Origin of the sequence: Schumannella luteola (genome assembly GCF_013408685.1) — a bacterium.
Taxonomy (GTDB): Bacteria; Actinomycetota; Actinomycetes; order Actinomycetales; family Microbacteriaceae; genus Schumannella; species Schumannella luteola.
Map to the genome: position 1 here is coordinate 1,557,293 of NZ_JACBZY010000001.1, position 19,011 is coordinate 1,576,303.

15 protein-coding genes are annotated in these 19,011 nt (G+C 74.0%); 8 read left to right on the top strand and 7 right to left on the bottom strand.

What is annotated here, in order from left to right:
- The first annotated feature begins 83 nt into the window (after nt 1-83).
- From galE to BJ979_RS06925, 4 genes are all read left to right on the top strand, one after another.
- Complete coding sequence (gene galE / locus BJ979_RS06910) at nt 84-1,052, top strand: UDP-glucose 4-epimerase GalE (RefSeq protein WP_179570097.1); 969 nt, start codon at nt 84-86, stop codon at nt 1,050-1,052.
- A 141-nt stretch (nt 1,053-1,193) separates the two neighbouring features.
- Nucleotides 1,194-1,523: a WhiB family transcriptional regulator gene (locus BJ979_RS06915; RefSeq protein WP_179566487.1), complete on the top strand. Its 330-nt coding sequence runs from the start codon at nt 1,194-1,196 to the stop codon at nt 1,521-1,523.
- A 157-nt stretch (nt 1,524-1,680) separates the two neighbouring features.
- On the top strand, nt 1,681-4,539 hold the full coding sequence (locus BJ979_RS06920) for a glycosyltransferase family 2 protein (protein ID WP_179566489.1): 2,859 nt from the start codon (nt 1,681-1,683) through the stop codon (nt 4,537-4,539).
- A complete protein-coding gene (locus BJ979_RS06925; RefSeq protein WP_179566491.1) occupies nt 4,532-6,178 on the top strand; it encodes a DUF5719 family protein in 1,647 nt (548 codons plus the stop codon). Before BJ979_RS06920 ends, BJ979_RS06925 begins: the two co-directional genes overlap by 8 nt.
- 31 nt (nt 6,179-6,209) lie before the next feature.
- Here BJ979_RS06925 and BJ979_RS06930 read toward each other — a convergent pair whose 3' ends face one another.
- Nucleotides 6,210-6,581 carry a metallopeptidase family protein gene (locus BJ979_RS06930; protein ID WP_343046624.1) on the bottom strand — a complete coding sequence of 124 codons (372 nt, stop codon included), beginning with the start codon at nt 6,579-6,581 and terminating at the stop codon, nt 6,210-6,212.
- A 169-nt stretch (nt 6,582-6,750) separates the two neighbouring features.
- Between BJ979_RS06930 and BJ979_RS06935 the strand changes: the two genes are divergently transcribed.
- From BJ979_RS06935 to ahcY, 3 genes are all read left to right on the top strand, one after another.
- A complete protein-coding gene (locus tag BJ979_RS06935; protein WP_179566495.1) occupies nt 6,751-6,957 on the top strand; it encodes a DUF3499 family protein in 207 nt (68 codons plus the stop codon).
- Nucleotides 6,958-7,049: 92 nt separating this feature from the next.
- On the top strand, nt 7,050-8,471 hold the full coding sequence (locus BJ979_RS06940; protein WP_179566497.1) for a phosphomannomutase/phosphoglucomutase: 1,422 nt from the start codon (nt 7,050-7,052) through the stop codon (nt 8,469-8,471).
- Between the two features lie 45 nt (nt 8,472-8,516).
- The gene (gene ahcY, locus BJ979_RS06945) at nt 8,517-9,992 is read left to right on the top strand and encodes an adenosylhomocysteinase (RefSeq protein WP_179566499.1); all 1,476 of its coding nucleotides are present in this window, start codon (nt 8,517-8,519) and stop codon (nt 9,990-9,992) included.
- 78 nt (nt 9,993-10,070) lie between these two features.
- Here ahcY and BJ979_RS06950 read toward each other — a convergent pair whose 3' ends face one another.
- Nucleotides 10,071-10,931: an RDD family protein gene (locus tag BJ979_RS06950; protein WP_179566513.1), complete on the bottom strand. Its 861-nt coding sequence runs from the start codon at nt 10,929-10,931 to the stop codon at nt 10,071-10,073.
- 17 nt (nt 10,932-10,948) lie between these two features.
- Between BJ979_RS06950 and BJ979_RS06955 the strand changes: the two genes are divergently transcribed.
- Nucleotides 10,949-11,941, top strand: a complete 993-nt coding sequence (locus BJ979_RS06955) for a stage II sporulation protein M (protein ID WP_179566515.1) — start codon at nt 10,949-10,951, stop codon at nt 11,939-11,941.
- A gap of 59 nt (nt 11,942-12,000) precedes the next feature.
- On the opposite strand, the gene BJ979_RS06960 is transcribed toward BJ979_RS06955, so the two are convergent.
- From BJ979_RS06960 to BJ979_RS18110, 5 genes are all read right to left on the bottom strand, one after another.
- Nucleotides 12,001-13,317 (bottom strand): DUF58 domain-containing protein, encoded by a 1,317-nt coding sequence (locus BJ979_RS06960; RefSeq protein ID WP_179566517.1) that lies wholly within the window; start codon nt 13,315-13,317, stop codon nt 12,001-12,003.
- A gap of 3 nt (nt 13,318-13,320) precedes the next feature.
- Nucleotides 13,321-14,316 (bottom strand): AAA family ATPase, encoded by a 996-nt coding sequence (locus BJ979_RS06965; RefSeq protein ID WP_179570098.1) that lies wholly within the window; start codon nt 14,314-14,316, stop codon nt 13,321-13,323.
- A 1,277-nt stretch (nt 14,317-15,593) separates the two neighbouring features.
- The gene (locus BJ979_RS06970) at nt 15,594-16,850 is read right to left on the bottom strand and encodes a DUF4350 domain-containing protein (RefSeq protein ID WP_179566519.1); all 1,257 of its coding nucleotides are present in this window, start codon (nt 16,848-16,850) and stop codon (nt 15,594-15,596) included.
- On the bottom strand, nt 16,847-17,548 hold the full coding sequence (locus tag BJ979_RS06975; RefSeq protein ID WP_179566521.1) for a DUF4129 domain-containing protein: 702 nt from the start codon (nt 17,546-17,548) through the stop codon (nt 16,847-16,849). The genes BJ979_RS06970 and BJ979_RS06975 overlap by 4 nt, the downstream gene beginning before the upstream one ends.
- Nucleotides 17,539-18,999 (bottom strand): glycerophosphoryl diester phosphodiesterase membrane domain-containing protein, encoded by a 1,461-nt coding sequence (locus BJ979_RS18110; protein WP_179566523.1) that lies wholly within the window; start codon nt 18,997-18,999, stop codon nt 17,539-17,541. Before BJ979_RS18110 ends, BJ979_RS06975 begins: the two co-directional genes overlap by 10 nt.
- Between the last annotated feature and the right edge of the window lie 12 nt (nt 19,000-19,011).

Sequence of the window (19,011 nt, forward strand, 5' to 3'; positions counted from 1 at the left end):
CCGCCGGCCTCGTCGGCGTCGCCTCGACCATCCGCACCATCGCCTTCGACGGCTACCGCCGTCGCCCAGCTAGCCTGGGCGCCATGACCTGGCTGGTGACCGGCGGCGCCGGATACATCGGCGCGCACGTGCTGCGCGCCCTCCGCGACGCGGGCCTCGAGCCCGTCGCCTTCGACGACTACTCCTCCGGTCACGAGTCCTTCGTGCCGGAGGACGTGCCGGCGGTTCGCGGGAGCATCCTCGACGGCCAGGCGCTCGAGCGCACGATCACCCAGCACGGCGTGACCGGCGTCATCCACGTCGCCGGTTTCAAGTACGCCGGCGTCTCGGTGCAGCGTCCGCTGCACACCTATGAGCAGAACGTGACGGGCACCGCGACCCTGCTCGCGGTCATGGCGGACCGCGGGGTCGACCGCATCGTGTTCTCGTCGAGTGCCGCCGTCTACGGCACCCCCGACGTCGACCTCGTCACCGAGGGCACCGCGAAGAACCCGCAGTCGCCCTACGGCGAGTCGAAGCTCATCGGCGAGTGGCTGCTGCGCGACCAGGGCGTCGCGGCGGGGCTGCGGCACACGAGCCTGCGCTACTTCAACGTCGTCGGCTCGGGCGACCCGGCCGTCTACGACACCAGCCCGCACAACCTCTTCCCGCTCGTCTTCGACGCGCTCGTCGAGGGGCGCACCCCGCGCATCAACGGCGACGACTACGCGACGCCCGATGGCACGAACGTGCGCGACTACATCCACGTCGCCGACCTCGCGGTGTCGCACGCGGCCGCGGCGCGGCGACTGGATGCGGGCGACGAACTCGAGTCGGCCTACAACCTGGGCAGCGGCGACGGCGTCTCGGTGGCCGAGATCATGGCGGCGATGGCGCGCGTCACCGGCATCGACTTCACCCCGGAGATCGGCCCGCGCCGGGCCGGCGACCCGGCGCGGATCGTCGCCACGGGCGAGCTCGCCGCGCGCGATCTCGACTGGGCGATGCGTCACACGCTCGACGACATGGTGCGCTCGGCGTGGGACGCGCGGCGCGGCGCGTCGCAGCGCTGAGTGAACGAGACACGAAATATCATCCGCGACTTGACTCATGAGAATCACACGGGTGTAATTACTCCCAGCGATCCGGATTCGGTCGATCCGAAGACGGAGCGATCCGAACTGGGAACCGGACGCATCGAGGGGAGAGGCCTGATGGCGATCGACGAGTACCGCCCGCATGTGCCGGACGACTGGTTCGTCGACCCCGTGCGTCTCGGCATCCCCGGCGTCCGCAAGCCGGCCGTCGACGAGGAGGAGAACCAGCTCTCCTGGCAGTCGGACGCGCTCTGCGCGCAGACCGACCCCGAGGCGTTCTTCCCCGAGAAGGGCGGCTCGACCCGCGACGCGAAGAAGATCTGCACCGGCTGCGAGGTGCGCTCGGAGTGCCTGCAGTACGCGCTCGAGAACGACGAGCGCTTCGGCATCTGGGGCGGCCTCTCCGAGCGCGAGCGCCGCAAGCTGCGTCGCAGCCGCATCGCCTGATCCGCGAGCCGGCCGACGAGCTCTCCCGCCGCCCGATCCCGCGCCGCGCGATCAGCGCCCGCGACGCCGCGAGCGCTGACACCTAAGCGGGGGTCACGTCTCCGACGCCCCGCGCGTCATCCCCTGGCTCGTCGCACCCGCGCCTAGCCTCGACTCGATGCAGCCCCGAGTCACCGCGATCGTCGTCGCCCACAACGGCGAGGAGCACCTCGGCCGCACCCTCTCCGCACTCGCGGCCCAGACCCGTCCCGTCGATCAGGCGGTGCTCGTCGACGTCGAGTCGGGCGACGGCACGGCCGCGCTGCTCGACGCCGCGGCGGGCTCGACGCCGGCGACCCAGAGCATCCGCACCGCCGGGCGCACCTTCGGCGCCGGCGCCCGTGCGGCGACGCGTACCCTGCCCCCGGTCGAGGGCACGGACGAATGGATCTGGCTCCTCGCCGCCGACACCGCCCCCGAGCCCGGCGCTCTCGCCGCCCTGCTCGGCGCCGTCGAGGTCGCCCCCTCGGTCGCGATCGCCGGGCCCAAGGTCGTCGACCGCGACGACCACGCGCTGCTGCTCGAGTACGGCGGCACGATGACGGCGCTCGGCTCGAGTGTCGCCCTCGTCGACCGCGAGCTCGACCAGGCCCAGTTCGACCGCGACGATGACGTGCTCGGCGTGGGCGCCACCGGGATGCTGGTGCGCCGCCACGTCTGGGATGCGCTCGACGGCTTCGACGCCGCGCTGCCGTCGACCGACTCCGGTCTCGACCTCTCGGTGCGCGCGCGACTGGCGGGGCACCGCGTGGTGCGCGTGCCGTCCGCACGCGTCGAGCGCCTCGCCCCGCCGCAGGACTTCGGGCGCCGCCGCGCCACCCGTCCCTCGACGCGCCGCCGCCTCGCCCGGCGCGCCCAGCTGCACCGCCGCTTCGCCTACGCGCCCGGCGCCGCGCTGCCCATCCACTGGCTCGTGCTCGTTCCGCTCGCGGTGCTCCGCTCGATCGGGCACCTGCTCGCCAAGCGCCCCTCCGCCGTCGGGGGAGAGTTCGCCGCGGCCTTCGCGGCCGCCTTCGCGCCCCGCGGTGTCGGGGCGGCTCGCAGCCGCATCCGCCGTCACCGGGAGCTGGGATGGGCGGCGGTCGCCCCGCTGCGCCTCACCGGCATGGCCCTGCGCGAGCGCCGCTCGTCGCTGCGCGAGCGCGCCGAGGAGGCCCGCGCGGGGGAGGCGCCGCTCGTGCGCGCCGAGTTCTTCGCCGGCGGCGGCGTGTGGGCCGTGCTCATCGCCGCGGCGCTCGGCGTCGGCCTGTTCTGGTGGCTGATCGGCGCGAACGCCATCCAGGGCGGCGCGCTGCTGCCGCTCTCCGGCTCGCTCGGCGAGCTGTGGCACAACGCCCTCGGTGGCTGGCGCGAGCTCGGCGCCGGCTCGCGTGGGCCCGCCGATCCCTTCGCCGTGCTGCTGGCGCTGCTCGGCTCGATCACGTTCTGGTCGCCCTCGGTCGCGATCGTGACCCTGTGGATCGTCGCGCTGCCGCTCGCCGCGCTCGGCGCCTGGTGGTGCGCCACACGCATCAGCCGCCGCGCCTGGCCGCCGGCCGTCGCCGCCCTGCTCTGGGCGCTCGCGCCGCCGCTGCTCGTCGCCCTCGGCGACGGACGCATCGGCGCCGTCATCGCGCACCTCGCGCTGCCGTGGTTCGTGCTCGCGCTCATCGAGGGCCGCCGCTCGTGGAGCGCCGCCGCCACCGCGGGCCTGCTGCTCGCGGTCACGGGCGCCGCGGCGCCGTCGCTGCTGCCGGCGCTGCTGATCGCCTGGTTCGGCTGGCTCGTCACGCACCCGCGCGCCCTGCACCGGCTGATCGCCGTGCCGCTGCCGACGCTCGCCGTGTTCGCCCCGCTCGCGATCGCGCAGCTCGGCCGGGGAACGCCGCTCGCGATCTTCGCCGACCCCGGCGTCGTGCTGCACTACGCCGCCTCGAGCGGCTGGGGCCTCAGCCTGCTCGAACCGCGCGACGGGGCGAACGGATGGGAGGCGATCGCCGCCGCGGTCGGCCTCGGCCACGTCTACGGCCAGGTGCTCGTCGCCGCCCTGCTCGCGCCGCTCGCGGCGACCGCGCTGGCGGCGCTCTTCCTGCGGGGATCGCAGCGCGCCATCCCGGCCCTCGTGCTCGCCCTGCTCGGACTGCTGACGGCCGTCGCCGCCGGGCACCTCGTGCTCGTGACCGATGGGGCGGATGCGGTCGCGCTCTGGCCCGGCGCCGGACTCAGCCTGTTCTGGATGGGACTGCTCGCCGCGGGCGCCGTCGCCCTGCAGTCGCTCGACCGGCTCGGCGTGCTCGCCGGCGTGGTCGTGCTGGCCTGCGCGGCTCTCGCCGTCGGCCCGCTCGGCGTCGGGCTCGCGCTGCGGCAGACGCCCGCGCACGCCGGCACCGGCCAGACCCTGCCCGCCGCCGTGGGGGCGCAGGCCGCGAGCACCCCGCGCATCACCACTCTCGTGATCACGCCGCTCGCCGACGGCACCGCCGCGGCCGAGATCATCCGCGGCTCCGGAGCGACGCTCGATCGGCAGTCGACCTGGGTGAGCACGAGCCCGCGCCTCAGCGCCGACGAGCGCCGGCTCGCGACGCTGGCCGGCAATCTCGCCTCCCGCAGCGGGCTCGACCCGCGCGACGAGCTGCGCGCTCTGGGCATCGTCTACGTCGTCGTGCCGAAGGCCGTCGAGGGGGCGAGCGCCGAGCAGTCCGCGGTGCGCGTGCGCATCACCGAAGCGCTCGACGGAACCTCGGCGCTGACCCCGGTCGGCGCCGGCGAGACCCGGTCGGGCGATGCGCTCTGGCGCTTCCCGGCCGCCGAGCCGACGGAGATCCCGCCCGCGCCTGCCGCCGCGCCCGATCCGGTTCTCACCACCGTGCAGCTGATCGTGCTCGGCGCGACCGTGCTGCTGGCGGTGCCGACCCGCCGCCGTCGCCGCGTCGTCTCCGAGACGGGCCTGCCGGGCGAGGACCCCGCCGACACCTTCGCGGAGGATGAGGATGCCTGAGTCGACGAACGAGCAGCAGCCGGGCGACGGCGAGGCGATCGTGCCGAACGCGGAGCAGGAGGCGGCCGCGGAAGCCGTGAGCGGATCCGCGGATCCGAAGCTCGCGAAGACCGAGCGCTCGAAGCCCGAGCGCACGAAGCCCGAGCGTGCGAGAGCCGAGCGTGTGAAGCCCGAGCGCGTGAAGAAGGAGCGCCCCGAGCGCACCCCGGTCGACGGCGCCGCGCGTCGCCGTGCCCTCGCCGGACTCCGTGCGACGACCGGCGGGGTCGGGGTGCTCATCGCGGCCGCGGCCATCGCCGCCGTCGGCCTGCTGCCCCTGCCGAGCTTCGGCGAGCCGGTCGCCGGGTTCCCGGTGACCCCCGAGCGCGCCGAGTTGCAGCAGGTGTGCCCCGGGGCGGTTCTGCGGCTGGGCGATGACAGCGGTCAGGATGCCGGCACCGCCAGTGCGGTCGACGGCGCGGTCGTGCGCGAGAGCGCCACCGCCGGCGACGCGCAGTCGAGTCCGATCCCGAACGCCCCGTCGACGGCCCGTGTGATCACCGCCGACCCGGCCGACGACGCCCTGCTCTCCGGCGCCCAGTCGCAGCGCCTCGGCGGCGACGAGCTGTCCGGCTTCGCCGCCGCCAGCTGCCGCGAGGCGACGTCGACGGCGTGGCTGGTCGGCGGCTCGACCGCGATCGGCCGCACGACCCTGATCACCCTCAGCAACCCGACGGGCGTCGAGGCGACCGTGGCGCTCGACATCTGGGGCGAGAACGGCGCCGTCTCGGCCCCCGGCATGACCGGCATCGTCGTGCCGCCCGACTCGCAGCGGGTGCTCTCGCTCGCCGGCTTCGCCCAGAACCTCGCCTCGCCGATGATCGAGGTCGTCAGCCGAGGCGGCCAGGTGGTCGCTGCGCTGCAGCAGAGCATCACCCGCGGCGTCGACCCGGGCGGGGTCGAGCTGATCGGCGAGACGGCCGCGCCCGCGACGAAGCAGACGATCCCGGGCGTGCAGATGCCGGGTCCGGACACCGTCGGCGCGCAGCTCGGCGAGGCCGGCTACGCGGATCTCGCCTCGGCCCTGCGCCTCGGCAACCCGGGCACGGTGGATGCGACGGTCGACGTCTCGATCGTGCCCGAGCAGAAGGGCGCCGAGGCGACCACCCAGCGCATCCCGGTCGCCGCCGGAACGACGGTCGACGTGCCGATCGAGGAGCAGCCCGCCGGCGGCTACACCGTCTCGCTCGAGTCGGATGCGCCGGTCGTCGGGGCCATGCGCACCTCGGTGTTCACGCCCGCCGCCGACTCCGCGTCGGCCCCCGCCACCGACTTCGCGTGGAGCGTCGCGACGACGGCTCTGGGCGACCGCGCCGCCTTCACCACCGCGCTCGGGGACGCGCCGACGCTGCACCTGGTCAACCCGACCTCGGCGGCGGTGTCGCTCGTTCTGCATCCCTCGAGCGGGGTCGCTCCGATCCCCTTCGAGGTGCCGGCCCGCGGCGCCCTGACGGCCGTGCTGGTGCCGGGCGCGAGCTATGCGGTCGAGGGCGGCGCGGGAGTGCACGGGGCCGTCACCTATCGCGGGGCGAGCGCGCTCGCGGGCTACGCGATCGCGTCGCCCGGGCCCACCTCGGGTCCGATCACGATCCGTCGCTGACGCGCTGACGCGCTGACGCGCTGACGCGCGGTCAGAAGTGCCGGTAGCGCTCCGGCGCGATGTCCCAGGGGTCGCGGCCGAGCAGCTCGGCCGTCGCGCGGAACACGCAGCTCTCGATGAAGCTGCGCCGGTGCCAGTCGTCCTCTTTGTGCAGGTGCGCCATCCGCTGGATCGGCAGCCGGTAGAGCACGACGCGGCGCGCCTTGCGGTCGACCCGCCACCGGTCGACGCCGGCAGGGCCGGCCGGGCCGAGCGGCAGGCCGGCGATCTCGAAGGAGACGCCGGCGAGTTCGTCGGGCCAGAGCCCGCGCACGTACTCGACGGCCTCGGCCGCGCACGACTCGAAGAAGGAGTTGCGGCTGGTCAGCAGCGGCAGATCGGGCCCGGTGACGGGGGAGCGCATCCCTCGGCCGTGTCGCTCCCCGGCGCCGCGGCGGACGCGGGATCGACGGGACGAGCGGGGCATGGCGTCAGTCTAGGTCGGCGAACCCGCCGGGGCGGGCGCCGCTGTCCCTCGCACCGGGGCCGTCGCCGCCCGGCCGGTGTCGGCGCCAGGTCGTAAGCTGACGACGATGAGCGACCGCACCTGCAGCAAGGTCGCCTGCACCGAGCAGGCGGTCTCGACGCTCACCTACGTGTACGCCGACTCGATGGCCGTGCTCGGCCCGCTCAGCACCCAGCACGAGCCGCACAGCTACGACCTCTGCGCCAAGCACGCGGGCCGTCTCTCGGTGCCGCAGGGCTGGAGCGTCATCCGGCACGTCCCTGTGGGGGACTAGCAAGCACAGTCCCGTCGGGGACTAGCAAGCACAGCCGGCGCGCGGCGGCGAGCTCGAGCCTCCTCCCACGAGCGCATCCCTACGATGGATGCGTGACCCATCCCGTGCGCCTGGCCGACTTCGTCAAGAGCTACGACATCCGCGGACTGGTCGGCTCGCAGCTGACCGAGGAGGTCGTCGCCGCGGTCGGCGCGGCGTTCGTGGATGAGCTGGGCGCCTCCGGTTCGTCGGTTCTGGTCGGTCACGACATGCGCGATTCCTCCCCGGCCTTCGCGGCGGCCTTCGCGCGCGGCGCGCAGGCGCGCGGCGCCGACGTCGTGAGCCTCGGGCTCTGCTCGACCGACGAGAGCTACTACGCCTCGGGCGCCCTCGAGCTGCCGGCGGCGATGTTCACCGCCTCGCACAACCCCGCCACCTACAACGGCATCAAGCTGAGCCGCGCGGGCGCGCAGGCGATCTCGATCGACACCGGCCTCGGTGCGGTGCGCGATCGCGCGCAGGTCTACCTCGACGAGGGGCTGAGCGAGCTCGAGGGCGACCGCATCGGCGCCGCGGCGACCCGTGACGTGCTGCCCGACTACGCCGCGTACCTGCGCTCGCTCGTCGATCTCTCCGGCATCCGTCCGCTGAAGGTCGTCGTCGACGCCGGCAACGGGATGGGCGGACTCACCGTGCCGGCCGTGCTCGGCACCGCCGCCGGGCTGCCCGAGCTGCCGCTCGAGATCGTGCCGCTCTACTTCGAGCTCGACGGCTCGTTCCCCAACCACGAAGCCAACCCGCTCGACCCGGCGAATCTGGTCGACCTGCAGGCGGCGGTCGTCGAGCACGGCGCCGACCTCGGTCTGGCCTTCGACGGGGATGCCGATCGCTGCTTCGTCGTCGACGAGCGCGGCGAGCCGGTCACCCCGTCGACAGTGACGGCGATCGTGGCGCTGCGCGAGATCGCCCGCATCCGCCGCACCGAGCCGGATGCCGACATCGCGATCATCCACAACCTCCTCGTCTCCCGCGCCGTGCCCGAGACGATCGAGGAGGCGGGGGCGACGCCGATCCGCACCCGCGTCGGCCACTCGCTCATCAAGGACCGCATGCGCGAGACCGGCGCCCTGTTCGGCGGCGAGCACAGCGCGCACTACTACTTCCGCGACTTCTGGGGCGCCGACAACGGCATGCTCGCGGCGATGCACGTGCTGGCCGAGTTCGGTGCGCAGGAGCGTCCGCTCTCCGCCTTCGCCGAGCGCTTCGACCCCTACACGCAGAGCGGCGAGATCAACTCGACCGTCGACGACGTGCCCGCCGCCTACGCCCGCATCGTCGAGTCCTTCGCGCACGAGGGCGAGTTCGACGAGCTGGACGGGCTCACCGTCTCGGGGCAGGACGGCCAGGACTGGTGGTGGTTCACGGTGCGTCCGTCGAACACCGAGCCCTACCTGCGGCTCAACGCCGAGGCGCGCACCGCCGCGACCCTCGAGCGCCTGCGCGACCGTGTGCTCGGCCTCATCCGCGAACACTGACGACCAGGGGCGGCGGGCATCCCCGCGTCTGAGAGAATCGCTGTCATGCCTCTCGTCGACACCGCCGCCCCCTTCGTCGTGCGCGACCTCGCCCTCGCCGAGGCCGGTCGCCACCAGCTCCGCCTCGCCGAGAACGAGATGCCCGGCCTCATGGCCCTGCGCGAGGAGTTCGGCCCGACGCAGCCGCTGAAGGGCGCCCGCATCGCCGGCAGCCTGCACATGACCGTGCAGACCGCGGTGCTCATCGAGACCCTCGTCGCGCTCGGCGCGCAGGTGCGCTGGGCGAGCTGCAACATCTTCTCCACGCAGGATGAGGCGGCCGCCGCCGTCGCGGTCGGCCCGACCGGAACCGTGGATGCGCCCGCGGGCGTGCCCGTCTTCGCCTGGAAGGGCGAGACGCTCGAGGAGTACTGGGCCTGCACCGAGCGCATCTTCGACTGGAGCGGCGAGGCCGCCGCGGCCGGCGCCGACTTCACCGGCCCGAACATGATCCTCGACGATGGCGGCGACGCCACCCTGCTCGTGCACAAGGGCCGTGAGTTCGAGCTCGCCGGCACCGTGCCCGCCGCCGAGGACGGCGACCCGGAGGAGTGGCGCGTCATCCTCGGCGTGCTCTCCCGCTCGCTCGACGCGAGCCCCGACCGCTGGCAGCGCACCGCCGCCGACATCCAGGGCGTCACCGAGGAGACCACGACCGGCGTGCACCGCCTCTACGAGCTGGCGCGTGCGGGCGAGCTGCTCTTCCCGGCGATCAACGTCAACGACTCGGTCACCAAGAGCAAGTTCGACAACAAGTACGGCATCCGCCACTCGCTGCCCGACGGCATCAACCGCGCGACCGACGTGCTGATGGGCGGCAAGGTCGCCTTCGTCGCCGGCTACGGGGATGTCGGCAAGGGCGCCGCGGAGGCCCTGCGCGGCCAGGGCGCTCGCGTCATCGTCAGCGAGGTCGACCCGATCAACGCGCTGCAGGCCGCCATGGACGGCTACCAGGTCGCGAAGATCGAGAGCGTGATCGACCAGATCGACATCCTCATCTCCGGAACCGGCAACAAGGATGTCGTGACCGTCGACCACCTGCTCGGCCTCAAGCACCTCGCCGTGGTCGGCAACGTCGGCCACTTCGACAACGAGATCGACATGGCCGGGCTCGAGGCCGTGCCCGGCGCCGAGAAGATCGAGATCAAGCCGCAGGTGCACGAGTGGCGTCTGCCGACCGGCCGCAGCATCCTCGTGCTCAGCGAGGGCCGCCTGATGAACCTCGGCAACGCGACCGGGCACCCCTCCTTCGTGATGAGCAACAGCTTCACGAACCAGGTGCTCGCGCAGATCGAGCTCTACGCCTTCCGCGACCGCTACGCGACCGACGTGCACGTGCTGCCGAAGCACCTCGACGAGAAGGTCGCCCGCCTGCACCTCGATGCGCTGGGCGTCGAGCTGACGACCCTCACGCCCGAGCAGGCCGCCTACATCGGCGTCGAGGTCGACGGCCCGTACAAGCCGGATCACTACCGCTACTGAGCGACGGAGCCGCCGCCGCTCCCGCGGGAGCGGCGCGCGAGCGCGCGCGTCGGCGCCAGCGACGAGTGCGCGCCGGCGTCAGCCGCGGTCGGGGAAGCCGTGCGGCGTGCCGCGCAGCGCCGGCTGCAGGCGCTGCAGCCCAGCGGCCTCGAGCTGCAGGGCGGTCGCCTCGCGGTCGCGGCGCAGCACCGTGACGGCGGCGAGGAAGAGTTCCGCATCCGCCCCGACTGGGATCGGCGACACCCAGACGGCGGCCTCGTCGGCGAGCGAGCGGGCCAGCAGCACGCGGCGGTCGGGCGTCATCTTCGGCGCCTGCGCGAGGAACTGGGCGATGCGCCGGGCGAGCGGCGACGGCAGCCGTCCGACGTCGGCGGTCTGCGCCCATCCGCTCAACTGGAAAGGCACGCCGAACACCGGCTTCTGCGCCTTCGAGACCCGCTCGTACTGCGCGTAGGTTCCGGCGAGCAGGTCGCCGAGGCGCTTGCTGCGGCGGTTCAGCAGCCCGGTCAGCGCGGCGGCGCCGAAGCTCGTGAACCAGAAGTCGACCAGGCCGACGATGCTGCGGATGAAGGCGTGCCGGAATCCGATTGCCCCGCCGTCGTCGCGCACGATGCGGGTGCCGAGCGCGAGCCGCCCGAGCGACTTGCCGCGACTGGCGAGCTCGACCACGATGGGCGCCACGATCAGGCAGCTGACCAGCAGCACGACGCTGAGGATCGCCGCCTCGGCCTCGCCGATCTGATCGAACAGGCCCGAGAACGACAGGGCGATGATCGTGCCGACGTAGCCGCCGCCGTAGACGAGGGCGTCGATCGCGCATCCGCCGGCGCGCACCGCGAAGCTCGCGGGCCGCAGATCGAGGGCGACCGCCTCGCCGACGATGAGCTCGTCGACGGTGTCGTCGTAGTCGATCGAGTCCGCCTCCGGCGTGCGTGCCATGCGTATCATCGAACCACATGGATCTCGACGCCTACTCACATGCGCACGGCCCGAAATGGGATCGCCTGACGCAGCTCGGCGGGATGCGTCGCCTCGACGGCCGCGAGGCCGACGAGCTGATCGATCTGTACCAGTCGGGCGCGACCGAGCTGTCGACCATGACCTCGACGATGGGGCGCAGCATCCCCGCCGACCGGCTGTCGCTCGCGATGTCGCGCGCGCGGCTGAAGTTCACCGGTACGCCCGCGAACCCGCTGCGGCAGATCGCGATCTTCTTCACCGCCTCGCTGCCCGCCGCGCTCTATCGGGTGCGCTGGATCACCTTCTGGGTGACGGTCGCCTGCGTCGCGATCGGGGTCGCCTACGGGGTGTGGCTCGGCAGCGACCCGCGCAACCTCGTCGCCGTGGTCGGGCAGTCGAACATCGAGGCGTACCCGCAGCAGTTCGTCGACTACTACTCGAACCGCTCCGAGGCGGCGTTCTCAGGCCAGGTGTGGACGAACAACGCCTTCATCGCGGCGCAGTGCATCGCCTTCGGCATCCTCGGCGTCTGGGCGCCGTACGCGCTGCTGCAGAACTCGCAGAACGTCGGCGTCTCGGGCGCGATCATGGCGCACGAGGGGCGGCTCGACGACTTCTTCCTCTACATCGCCCCGCACGGCCAGCTCGAGCTGTACTCGATCTTCCTGGCAGGGGCGACGGGCATCCTCATCTTCTGGGCCTGGGTCGCGCCCGGTCACCGCACGCGGGCGCAGGCCCTGCGTGAGGACGGCCGCGCCCTGTTCACGCTCGTGATCGGCACGACGCTGATGCTGCTGACCTCGGGGCTCATCGAGGGCATCGTGACCCGCCAGGACTGGCCGTGGCCGATCAAGATCGGCATCGGCACGGTCGCGCTGCTGGCCTGGCTCTTCTACCAGTGGGTCGTCGGCCGGCGCGCCTTCCGGGCCGGACAGACCGGCGACCTGGAGCGCTTCGAGGCCGGCGAGGAGAAGCTCGTCGCCGGATGACCGGACGCCCGGATGAGGCGCCGATCGGATGAGGCGCTGACCGGATGAACCGCTGAGTCTTAGAGCCGGCCGGCGGCCTTGAGGGCGAGGTAGCGATCGGCGAGGGCCGGCGGCAGCTCCGACGGCGCGGCCGTGACGACCTCGGCGCCGAGCTGGCGGATCGCGGCCGCGACGCGCGACGCATCCAGCAGGGCGCGCTCGGCGGCGGCGGCGCGGTAGACCTCGTGCCGATCGGCGCGCTGCCGCGTCGCCTCGAGCACGTCGGGGTCGGTCACCGAGGCGACGACGACGAGGTGCTTGCGCGTGAGCTGCGGCAGCACCGAGAGCAGACCCGCGGATGCGCTGGGGGCGTCGATCGAGGTCAGCAGCACGACGAGGGCACGCTGCGAGGTGATCGAGCGCACGATGCCGGGAACACCCGTCCAGTCGGCCTCGATCAGCTCGGGCTCGACCGGCGCCATCGTGTCGACCATGCGGGCGAGCAGCTCGGCGCCGGTCTGGCCCTGCACGCGCCCGCGGATGCGGCGATCGTAGATCGCGAGGTCGACGCGGTCGCCCGCGCGGGAGGCGAGGGCGGCGAGCAGCAGGCTCGCCTCGAAGGCGGTGTCGATGCGCGGCTCGTCGGCGATGCGCGCGGCGGCGGTGCGGCCGGAGTCGACGATCAGCACGACGCGGCGGTCGCGCTCGGGGCGCCAGGTGCGCACCACGAGCTTGAGCGCGCTCGGCAGCAGCGGGTCGCGGCGGCGGGCGGTGGCGCGCCAGTCGATCGAGCGCACGTCGTCGCCGCGCACGTACTCGCGCAGGCTGTCGAACTCGGTGCCCTGGCCGCGGATCATCACGCTCGTGCGGCCGTCGAGCTCACGCAGCCGGGCGAGACGCGAGGGCAGGTGCTTGCGCGAGTTGAACGGCGGCAGCACGCGCACTGCGCCGGGCGCCTGCAGGGTCGCCTGGCGAGCGGCGAGACGCAGCGGACCGAAAGATCGCACCGTCACGTGCTGGGCGCGGCGCTCACCGCGGCGGAACGGCGTCAGCGTCTGCTGCACCGCGCGGCGCTCGCCGCGGGGGATGCTGACCCTGCGTCGCGTCGGCGTCGCGCCGGCCGACGGCGTCCACGCGTCGCGCAGCACCCCGCGCACGCTGCGGCGGCCGGTGTTCGTGACGTAGAGGGTCGACGAGACCGACTCGCCCAGGCGCATCCGCCCGGGCAGATCGCGCTCGAGCCGCAGCCGCCGCGGCGACCCCGCCAGCACCAGGTCGAGGATCACCAGCACGACGACGCCGCCCACCCAGATGCCGACCCACTCCCAGCCGCCGCCCGCGATCACGGGCACGACGCCGAGCGCGAGCAGCAGCACGAACCAACCGGAGACCGCCATGGATCAGATCGGCACCCGCACCTGCTGCAGGATCGACCGCAGCACCGTGTCGGCGCCCACTCCTTCCAGTTCCGCTTCGGGGCGCAGCTGAATGCGGTGCCGCAGCACCGGGATCGCCATCGCCTGGATGTGATCGGGGGTCACGCCGGCCGCGCCGGTCATCCACGCCCAGGCGCGCGAGGCCGCGAGCAGCGCGGTGGTGCCGCGCGGGCTGACGCCGAGCTTGACCGAGGGGCTCGTGCGGGTGGCGCGGGCGAGATCGACGGCGTAGCCGAGCACGTCGGGCGACACCGGAACCTGGCGCACGGCGGCCTGGGCGGCGGCCAGCTGCTCGGCATCCAGCACCGGGGTGACGCCGGCCGCGGCGAGATCGCGCGGATTGAAGCCGGCGGCGTGACGGGTCAGCACCTCGACCTCGGCGTCGCGCTCGGGCAGCTCGAGCACGAGCTTGAGCAGGAAACGGTCGAGCTGCGCCTCGGGCAGCGTGTAGGTGCCCTCGTACTCGACCGGGTTCTGCGTGGCCGCGACGAGGAAGGGCTCCGGCAGGCGGCGGGTGACGCCGTCGGCCGAGACCTGGCGCTCCTCCATCGCCTCGAGCAGCGACGACTGCGTCTTCGGGGGCGTGCGGTTGATCTCGTCGGCGAGCAGGATGTTCGTGAACACCGGCCCCTCGCGGAACTCGAAGTCGCCGCTCTTGGCGTCGTAGACGATCGAGCCGGTGATGTCGCCGGGCATCAGATCGGGCGTGAACTGCACGCGCTTCGTGTCGAGGCTGAGCGCGTGGCTGAGCGTGCGCACGAGCAGCGTCTTCGCGACGCCGGGAACGCCCTCGAGCAGCACGTGGCCGCCCGCGAGCAGGGCGATCAGCAGGCCCGATACGGCGCCGTCCTGCCCGACGACCGACTTGGCGACCTCGCTGCGCACGCGCGCGACGGCATCGCGCAGCTCGGCGTCGGAGGCGGCGGGCGGGGTGGATGCGGCCGGGGCCTCGGTCGGCATGACGGCGTCGGGCACCGCGGGCGCCGCGATGGACGCGTCGGCGGCGAACTCGGCGGGGGCGGCTGCGGCGACGCCGGCGTCAGCGGCGTCAGCACCGTCGGCTTCCGGCGCGGGCTCGAGATCCGACGCGGGCTGCGCGGCGCGGCGGCCCGACGGGCGCGGCGGCTCTGCGCTGTCGACGCTCGGTGCGAAGCTCGCGAACTCGGGCGCGACCGGTTCCGTCGGCGCGGCTGCCGGCGAGCCGGGCACGGCGGTCTCCGCGGCATCGAACGAGGCGGGCGCCGTGGCGGCCGACTCGGATGCAACGGGTTCCGGCGCCCATCCGGACGTGCCGTCCGCGGCGGTGTCGCTCGGCTGCCCGAGCTGCTGGTCCGGCGCCCACGACGAGTCGGCGGGCGCGTCACTGGCGGCCGGGGGCGTCGCCCAGGCCGGAGCGTCGCTGGAGCCCGCGGTGGCATCCGGCGCGGCGTGAGCTTCGGCCGGAGCCTCGGCGGCGACGGGAGCCTCGGCGGGAGCCGGAGCCTCGGGGGCGCCCCAGGCGGGTGTTGCGTCAGGGGAGGAAGCCCAGACGGGCGCCTCGTCGACCGGCACCTGCTGCTCGGGGAGCGGCGCGGGCTGGTTCTCCCACGCCGGATGCTCGGCGGCCGTCGGCTGGTCGGCCGCCGCCTGAGCGGCGTCGCCCTGAGGCGCCCAGCTCGGCTGCGCGACCCCGGCCTGAGGCTGCTCGGTGTCGACGCGGGCCGACTCGGCGTCGAGACTCGGAGTCTCGCCCTCGACGCGAGGAACTTCGCCGTCGAAGCTCGGTGCGCCGGCCTCGGGCCAGGTCGCGGGCACGCTGTCGGTCGGGGCCGGCGCCGGCGGCGCGGCCCAGATGGGCTGCTCGGCATTCTGCGGCGTCGCGGGCTGGGGCGGCGGAGCGGCTGCCCAGTCGGTCCAGGCCGGCGTGGCGGCGGACTGATCCTCGTCGGGCGACTCCGCGCCCACCGAGCTGTCGGCGGCGGGCGCGCCCCAGGCTGGCGCATCCGCGGTGGTGCTCTCAGCGGCGGTGCTTTCAGCGCCGGCGCCCTCAGCGGCGTCGGCCGGGGCCGCGGATGCCTCGTGCGGCTCCGCCGGCTGGGGTGCGGGCTGCTGCGCCCAGGCCGGCTGCTCGCCGTGCTCGTCGCGCTGCTCGTGCCCGTGGGGGTTCTGCGGGTCGGTCATGGAGGCGTTCCTTCGCGATGCGGATCGGTGGTCGGTGCGGTCGGTGCGGCCCGAGGGCCGAGGTCAGTGGTGCGGGATCAGTGGGGCAGTCGGGCGGCGACGTCGTGCTCGAGCCGTCTCAGCCGGTCGGAGAGGTCGACGAGCTCGCCATCGCTGCGGGGTTCGGTGTCGACGAGCAGGGCGCCGATCTCGGCGGGCGGGCGTCCGATCAGCTCGGCGACCGCCAGCACGACCTCGGTCACGGTGGCGGCGCTCGGCAGCCCGACGGCGCGGGCGAGCCGGTCGATCGTCCCCAGACGCAGCGCATCCAGCGCCCGCAGTCGGGCCGACGAGCGCGCGTAGAGCCGCGCCCGTCCCTCCATCGTCTCGCTGGCGCGCACCGTGACGGGGAGGTTCTCGACCACGAGCGGCCCGAAGCGGCGCCCGCGCCAGAGGATCGCCGCGAAGCCGACGAGGAACAGCAGCACCGCGAGCGGGATGTAGAAGTCGGGCTGGATGCTGCCTTCGGTCGCCGAGGCGGGCAGATCGCCCAGACCCGGGCGGTACCAGACGAGCTCGTCGCTCTCGCCGAGCAGGTTCAGCACCAGCGCCGCGTTGCCGACCTGGTCGGCGCCCTCGTTCTGCAGGGCGCGCGAGGCGCCGAGCACCGTGACCTGCGCGCCGTCGTGCTCGGTCTGCACGACGCTGTAGCCGTTCTTCTCGTCGCCGAGGCAGCGCGCATCCACCGCGTCGGTCGCGCTGTAGGCCTTGCCGGTCACCTCGACGCGTGCGGCGCGCTCGACCGCGGGCAGCGAGCAGTCCGCCTCGCGCACGCCCGACGCCGCGCCCCGCGCGTTCACCCCGGCGGCGAGCCCGGTGAGCAGGCGCGTGCCCGGCTCGACCAGCACGATGCGGTCGGCGAGCTCGGGCAGCTGCGCGATCTGCTGCGCCGACAGGATGCTGTTCACGTCGTAGACGAGCAGCGTGGTGCCGGCCGGGTCGCCGGCGGCGGCGCGGGCGCTGTCGAGGCTGTCGGCGGCGGTGACCGTCACGCCCTGCTGCTGCAGCACCTGGGCGACGGCGCGGGAGCCCTGCGGGCCCGGATCCTCGACCGAGAAGGGATCGCCCTGCGAGCCGCCGCGGGCGAGCAGCGCGCCGACGAGCAGCAGCACGAGCACCACGACGGCGAGCACGACCCAGCCGGAGGCGCGGCGCGCGCGGGCGCCGACGGTCGGCGTCAGCGCGACGGCGTCACCGGTGGTCGTGGCTGCGCCGGCGCGCGGGGCCGTGCCGGTCGAGCTCGAGACGGAGCCCGAGTTCTGACCCGTGGGCGTGCCGGTCTGCGTGGATGTCATCGCGGCACCACCGACACCGGCTCGGCCGCGTCGAGGCGGGGACGGGCGGAGGCCAGCTCGCGATCGAGCGCGACGAGCCGCTCGTAGTCGTCGCGGCTGCCCGCTCCGCCGAGGTAGCGCACCGCATCGAAGACGGCGGCGCCGTTCGCGAGGCCGTCGGCCTGGGCAGGGAAGACGGCCGCGGCGCGACGGGCCGCATCCGCCGCCGTCGTGCCGGGCATGAGCGTCACGGCGGTGCGCTCGGTCAGCGCCCGCGCGATCGCGCGGAAGCGCTCGCTGATCGCGAGCGGCCAGTCGCCCGCCTTCGCCGCCTGCTCGGCCGCGCGGCGGATGGCAGCCGCATCCCGCTCGTCGCTCTCGCCGAACAGCCCGCCGCCCGCGAGCCGGCTGCGGCGGTTGAACCGGGGCACGCCCCAGATCAGCAGCGCGATGATCACCGCGACGACGACGGCGCCGAGGATCAGCAGCACGCCGAGCGGCGGCGCGCCCTCGGCGACCGGCACCTGCAGCGAGTTGAACCAGTCCCAGAAGCGCTTCGCGATGATGTCGAACAGGGTCGGCTTCGCCGCCTGGTACTCGCTCTTCGCGAGCTCGCGCAGGATCCACTCGCGCGCCTCGGGCCCGTCGGGCGTCACGGGAGGCTCGGCGAGACGGAGGAGCGCGGGCGCGGCGCCGGCGACCTCGGAGATCAGGCCCACGGAGACCCGGAGCTCGGGGGATAGACGGTGCCGCCGGGCGCGGCGGGGCCGGAGCCCGGGTACTGACCGGGAGCGGCGGGGCCGCCGTGGCCGCTCGGCGCGACGCCTGCCGTGGCCAGCGGCGGCTCATAGGGGTCGCGCAGACCCTCCTGGCCGGCGGCGCGCGCCTCGACGAAGCGGGCGAGCTCGAGGTCGAGCCCCTCGCGCCGCATCCGCAGGTCGAGGTAGAGCAGCGCCGTCGTCGCCGACAGCATGACCGTGCCGATCGCGCCGACGACCAGGCTGAGGATGATCGAGGCCGCGTAGACGACGACGATCGTGATCGTCGCGCTCGTCTCGTCGCCGCCGTTCGTGCCCAGCAGGCCGCCGACGACGCCGAGGATGATGCCGAGCGGGGTCGAGATGATCTGCGAGGCCGCGTAGTAGATGACGTAGACGAGCAGGTAGATGCCGAGCGTCTTCCAGTACGAGCCGCGGATGAGCGTCCACGAGCGGCGGATCGCGGCCCGCACGCCGAGGCGCTCGAGCGTGATCGCGGAGGGCACGTAGATGAGCTTCACGCCCAGCCAGGCGCCGACGACCGCGTAGGCGATCGAGAGGATGACGGCGAGGGCGATCGCGATGCCGATCGCCGTCTCGCCGAGCGATCCGAGCGCGAACAGCGCCGCCGCGAAGCCGCCGATCACGACCAGGTTCACGCCCGTGAACAGCGAGACCCAGCCGATCAGGGCGCCGACACGGGGGCGGATGCGCCGCCACATCCCGGCGAGTCGCAGGCGCTCTCCGAGGGTGCCGCGCGCGACCTCGAGAGTCACCAGGCCCTGGATGATCGCGGTCACGATCAGGTTCAGCGCCAGGCCGACGAGACCCGCGACGATGCCCGCGGCGACGCCGCCGGCGATGATCGCATCCTGGTCGGCGCTCGCCGCCGAGTCGACGCGCGAGATGGTCGCCCAGAGCACGCCGCCGATCAGCGCCGAGGAGACGATGCCGGCGATCACCTGCAGCAGCAGGGCGATGCCGAAGGTCGGGGCCGGATTGCGGCGCATTACCTGGAACGTCGCGCCGAGGATCTCGCCGAGGGTGAGCGGGCGCAGCGGCACGAGTCCCGGCTTGGGCGGGGGACGCCAGCTGCCGTTCTGCGGGGCGCCGGGGATGCCGCCGGGGAATCCGGGGCCGGGCTGCTGGGGCGCTCCGCCCCAGGGCTGCTGAGGAACCGGCTGCTGGGGCGCTCCGCCCCAGGGCTGCTGAGGAACGGGCTGCTGAGGCACGGGCTGCTGGGGCGCACCGCCCCAGGGCTGCTGCGGGACCGGCTGCTGCGGTGCTCCACCCCACGACTGCTGCGGCGGGCCCGGCTGCGGCACTCCGCCCCAGCCCTGCTGCGGCGGAGCCGCCGGAGGCTGCTGGTCACCGGGAGACTGCTGCGCTCCCCACCGCTGGTCGTCGCTCACGCGAGCCCCTCC

What these genes read in the sequence shown, in the direction of transcription:
- galE (WP_179570097.1), top strand. Translation starts at nt 84, where the DNA reads ATGACCTGGCTGGTGACCGGCGGCGCCGGATACATCGGCGCGCACGTG.
- BJ979_RS06915 (WP_179566487.1), top strand. Translation starts at nt 1,194, where the DNA reads ATGGCGATCGACGAGTACCGCCCGCATGTGCCGGACGACTGGTTCGTC.
- BJ979_RS06920 (WP_179566489.1), top strand. Translation starts at nt 1,681, where the DNA reads ATGCAGCCCCGAGTCACCGCGATCGTCGTCGCCCACAACGGCGAGGAG.
- BJ979_RS06925 (WP_179566491.1), top strand. Translation starts at nt 4,532, where the DNA reads ATGCCTGAGTCGACGAACGAGCAGCAGCCGGGCGACGGCGAGGCGATC.
- BJ979_RS06930 (WP_343046624.1), bottom strand. Translation starts at nt 6,581, where the DNA reads ATGCGCTCCCCCGTCACCGGGCCCGATCTGCCGCTGCTGACCAGCCGC.
- BJ979_RS06935 (WP_179566495.1), top strand. Translation starts at nt 6,751, where the DNA reads ATGAGCGACCGCACCTGCAGCAAGGTCGCCTGCACCGAGCAGGCGGTC.
- ahcY (WP_179566499.1), top strand. Translation starts at nt 8,517, where the DNA reads ATGCCTCTCGTCGACACCGCCGCCCCCTTCGTCGTGCGCGACCTCGCC.
- BJ979_RS06950 (WP_179566513.1), bottom strand. Translation starts at nt 10,931, where the DNA reads ATGGCACGCACGCCGGAGGCGGACTCGATCGACTACGACGACACCGTC.
- BJ979_RS06955 (WP_179566515.1), top strand. Translation starts at nt 10,949, where the DNA reads ATGGATCTCGACGCCTACTCACATGCGCACGGCCCGAAATGGGATCGC.
- BJ979_RS06960 (WP_179566517.1), bottom strand. Translation starts at nt 13,317, where the DNA reads ATGGCGGTCTCCGGTTGGTTCGTGCTGCTGCTCGCGCTCGGCGTCGTG.
- BJ979_RS06965 (WP_179570098.1), bottom strand. Translation starts at nt 14,316, where the DNA reads ATGCCGACCGAGGCCCCGGCCGCATCCACCCCGCCCGCCGCCTCCGAC.
- BJ979_RS06970 (WP_179566519.1), bottom strand. Translation starts at nt 16,850, where the DNA reads ATGACATCCACGCAGACCGGCACGCCCACGGGTCAGAACTCGGGCTCC.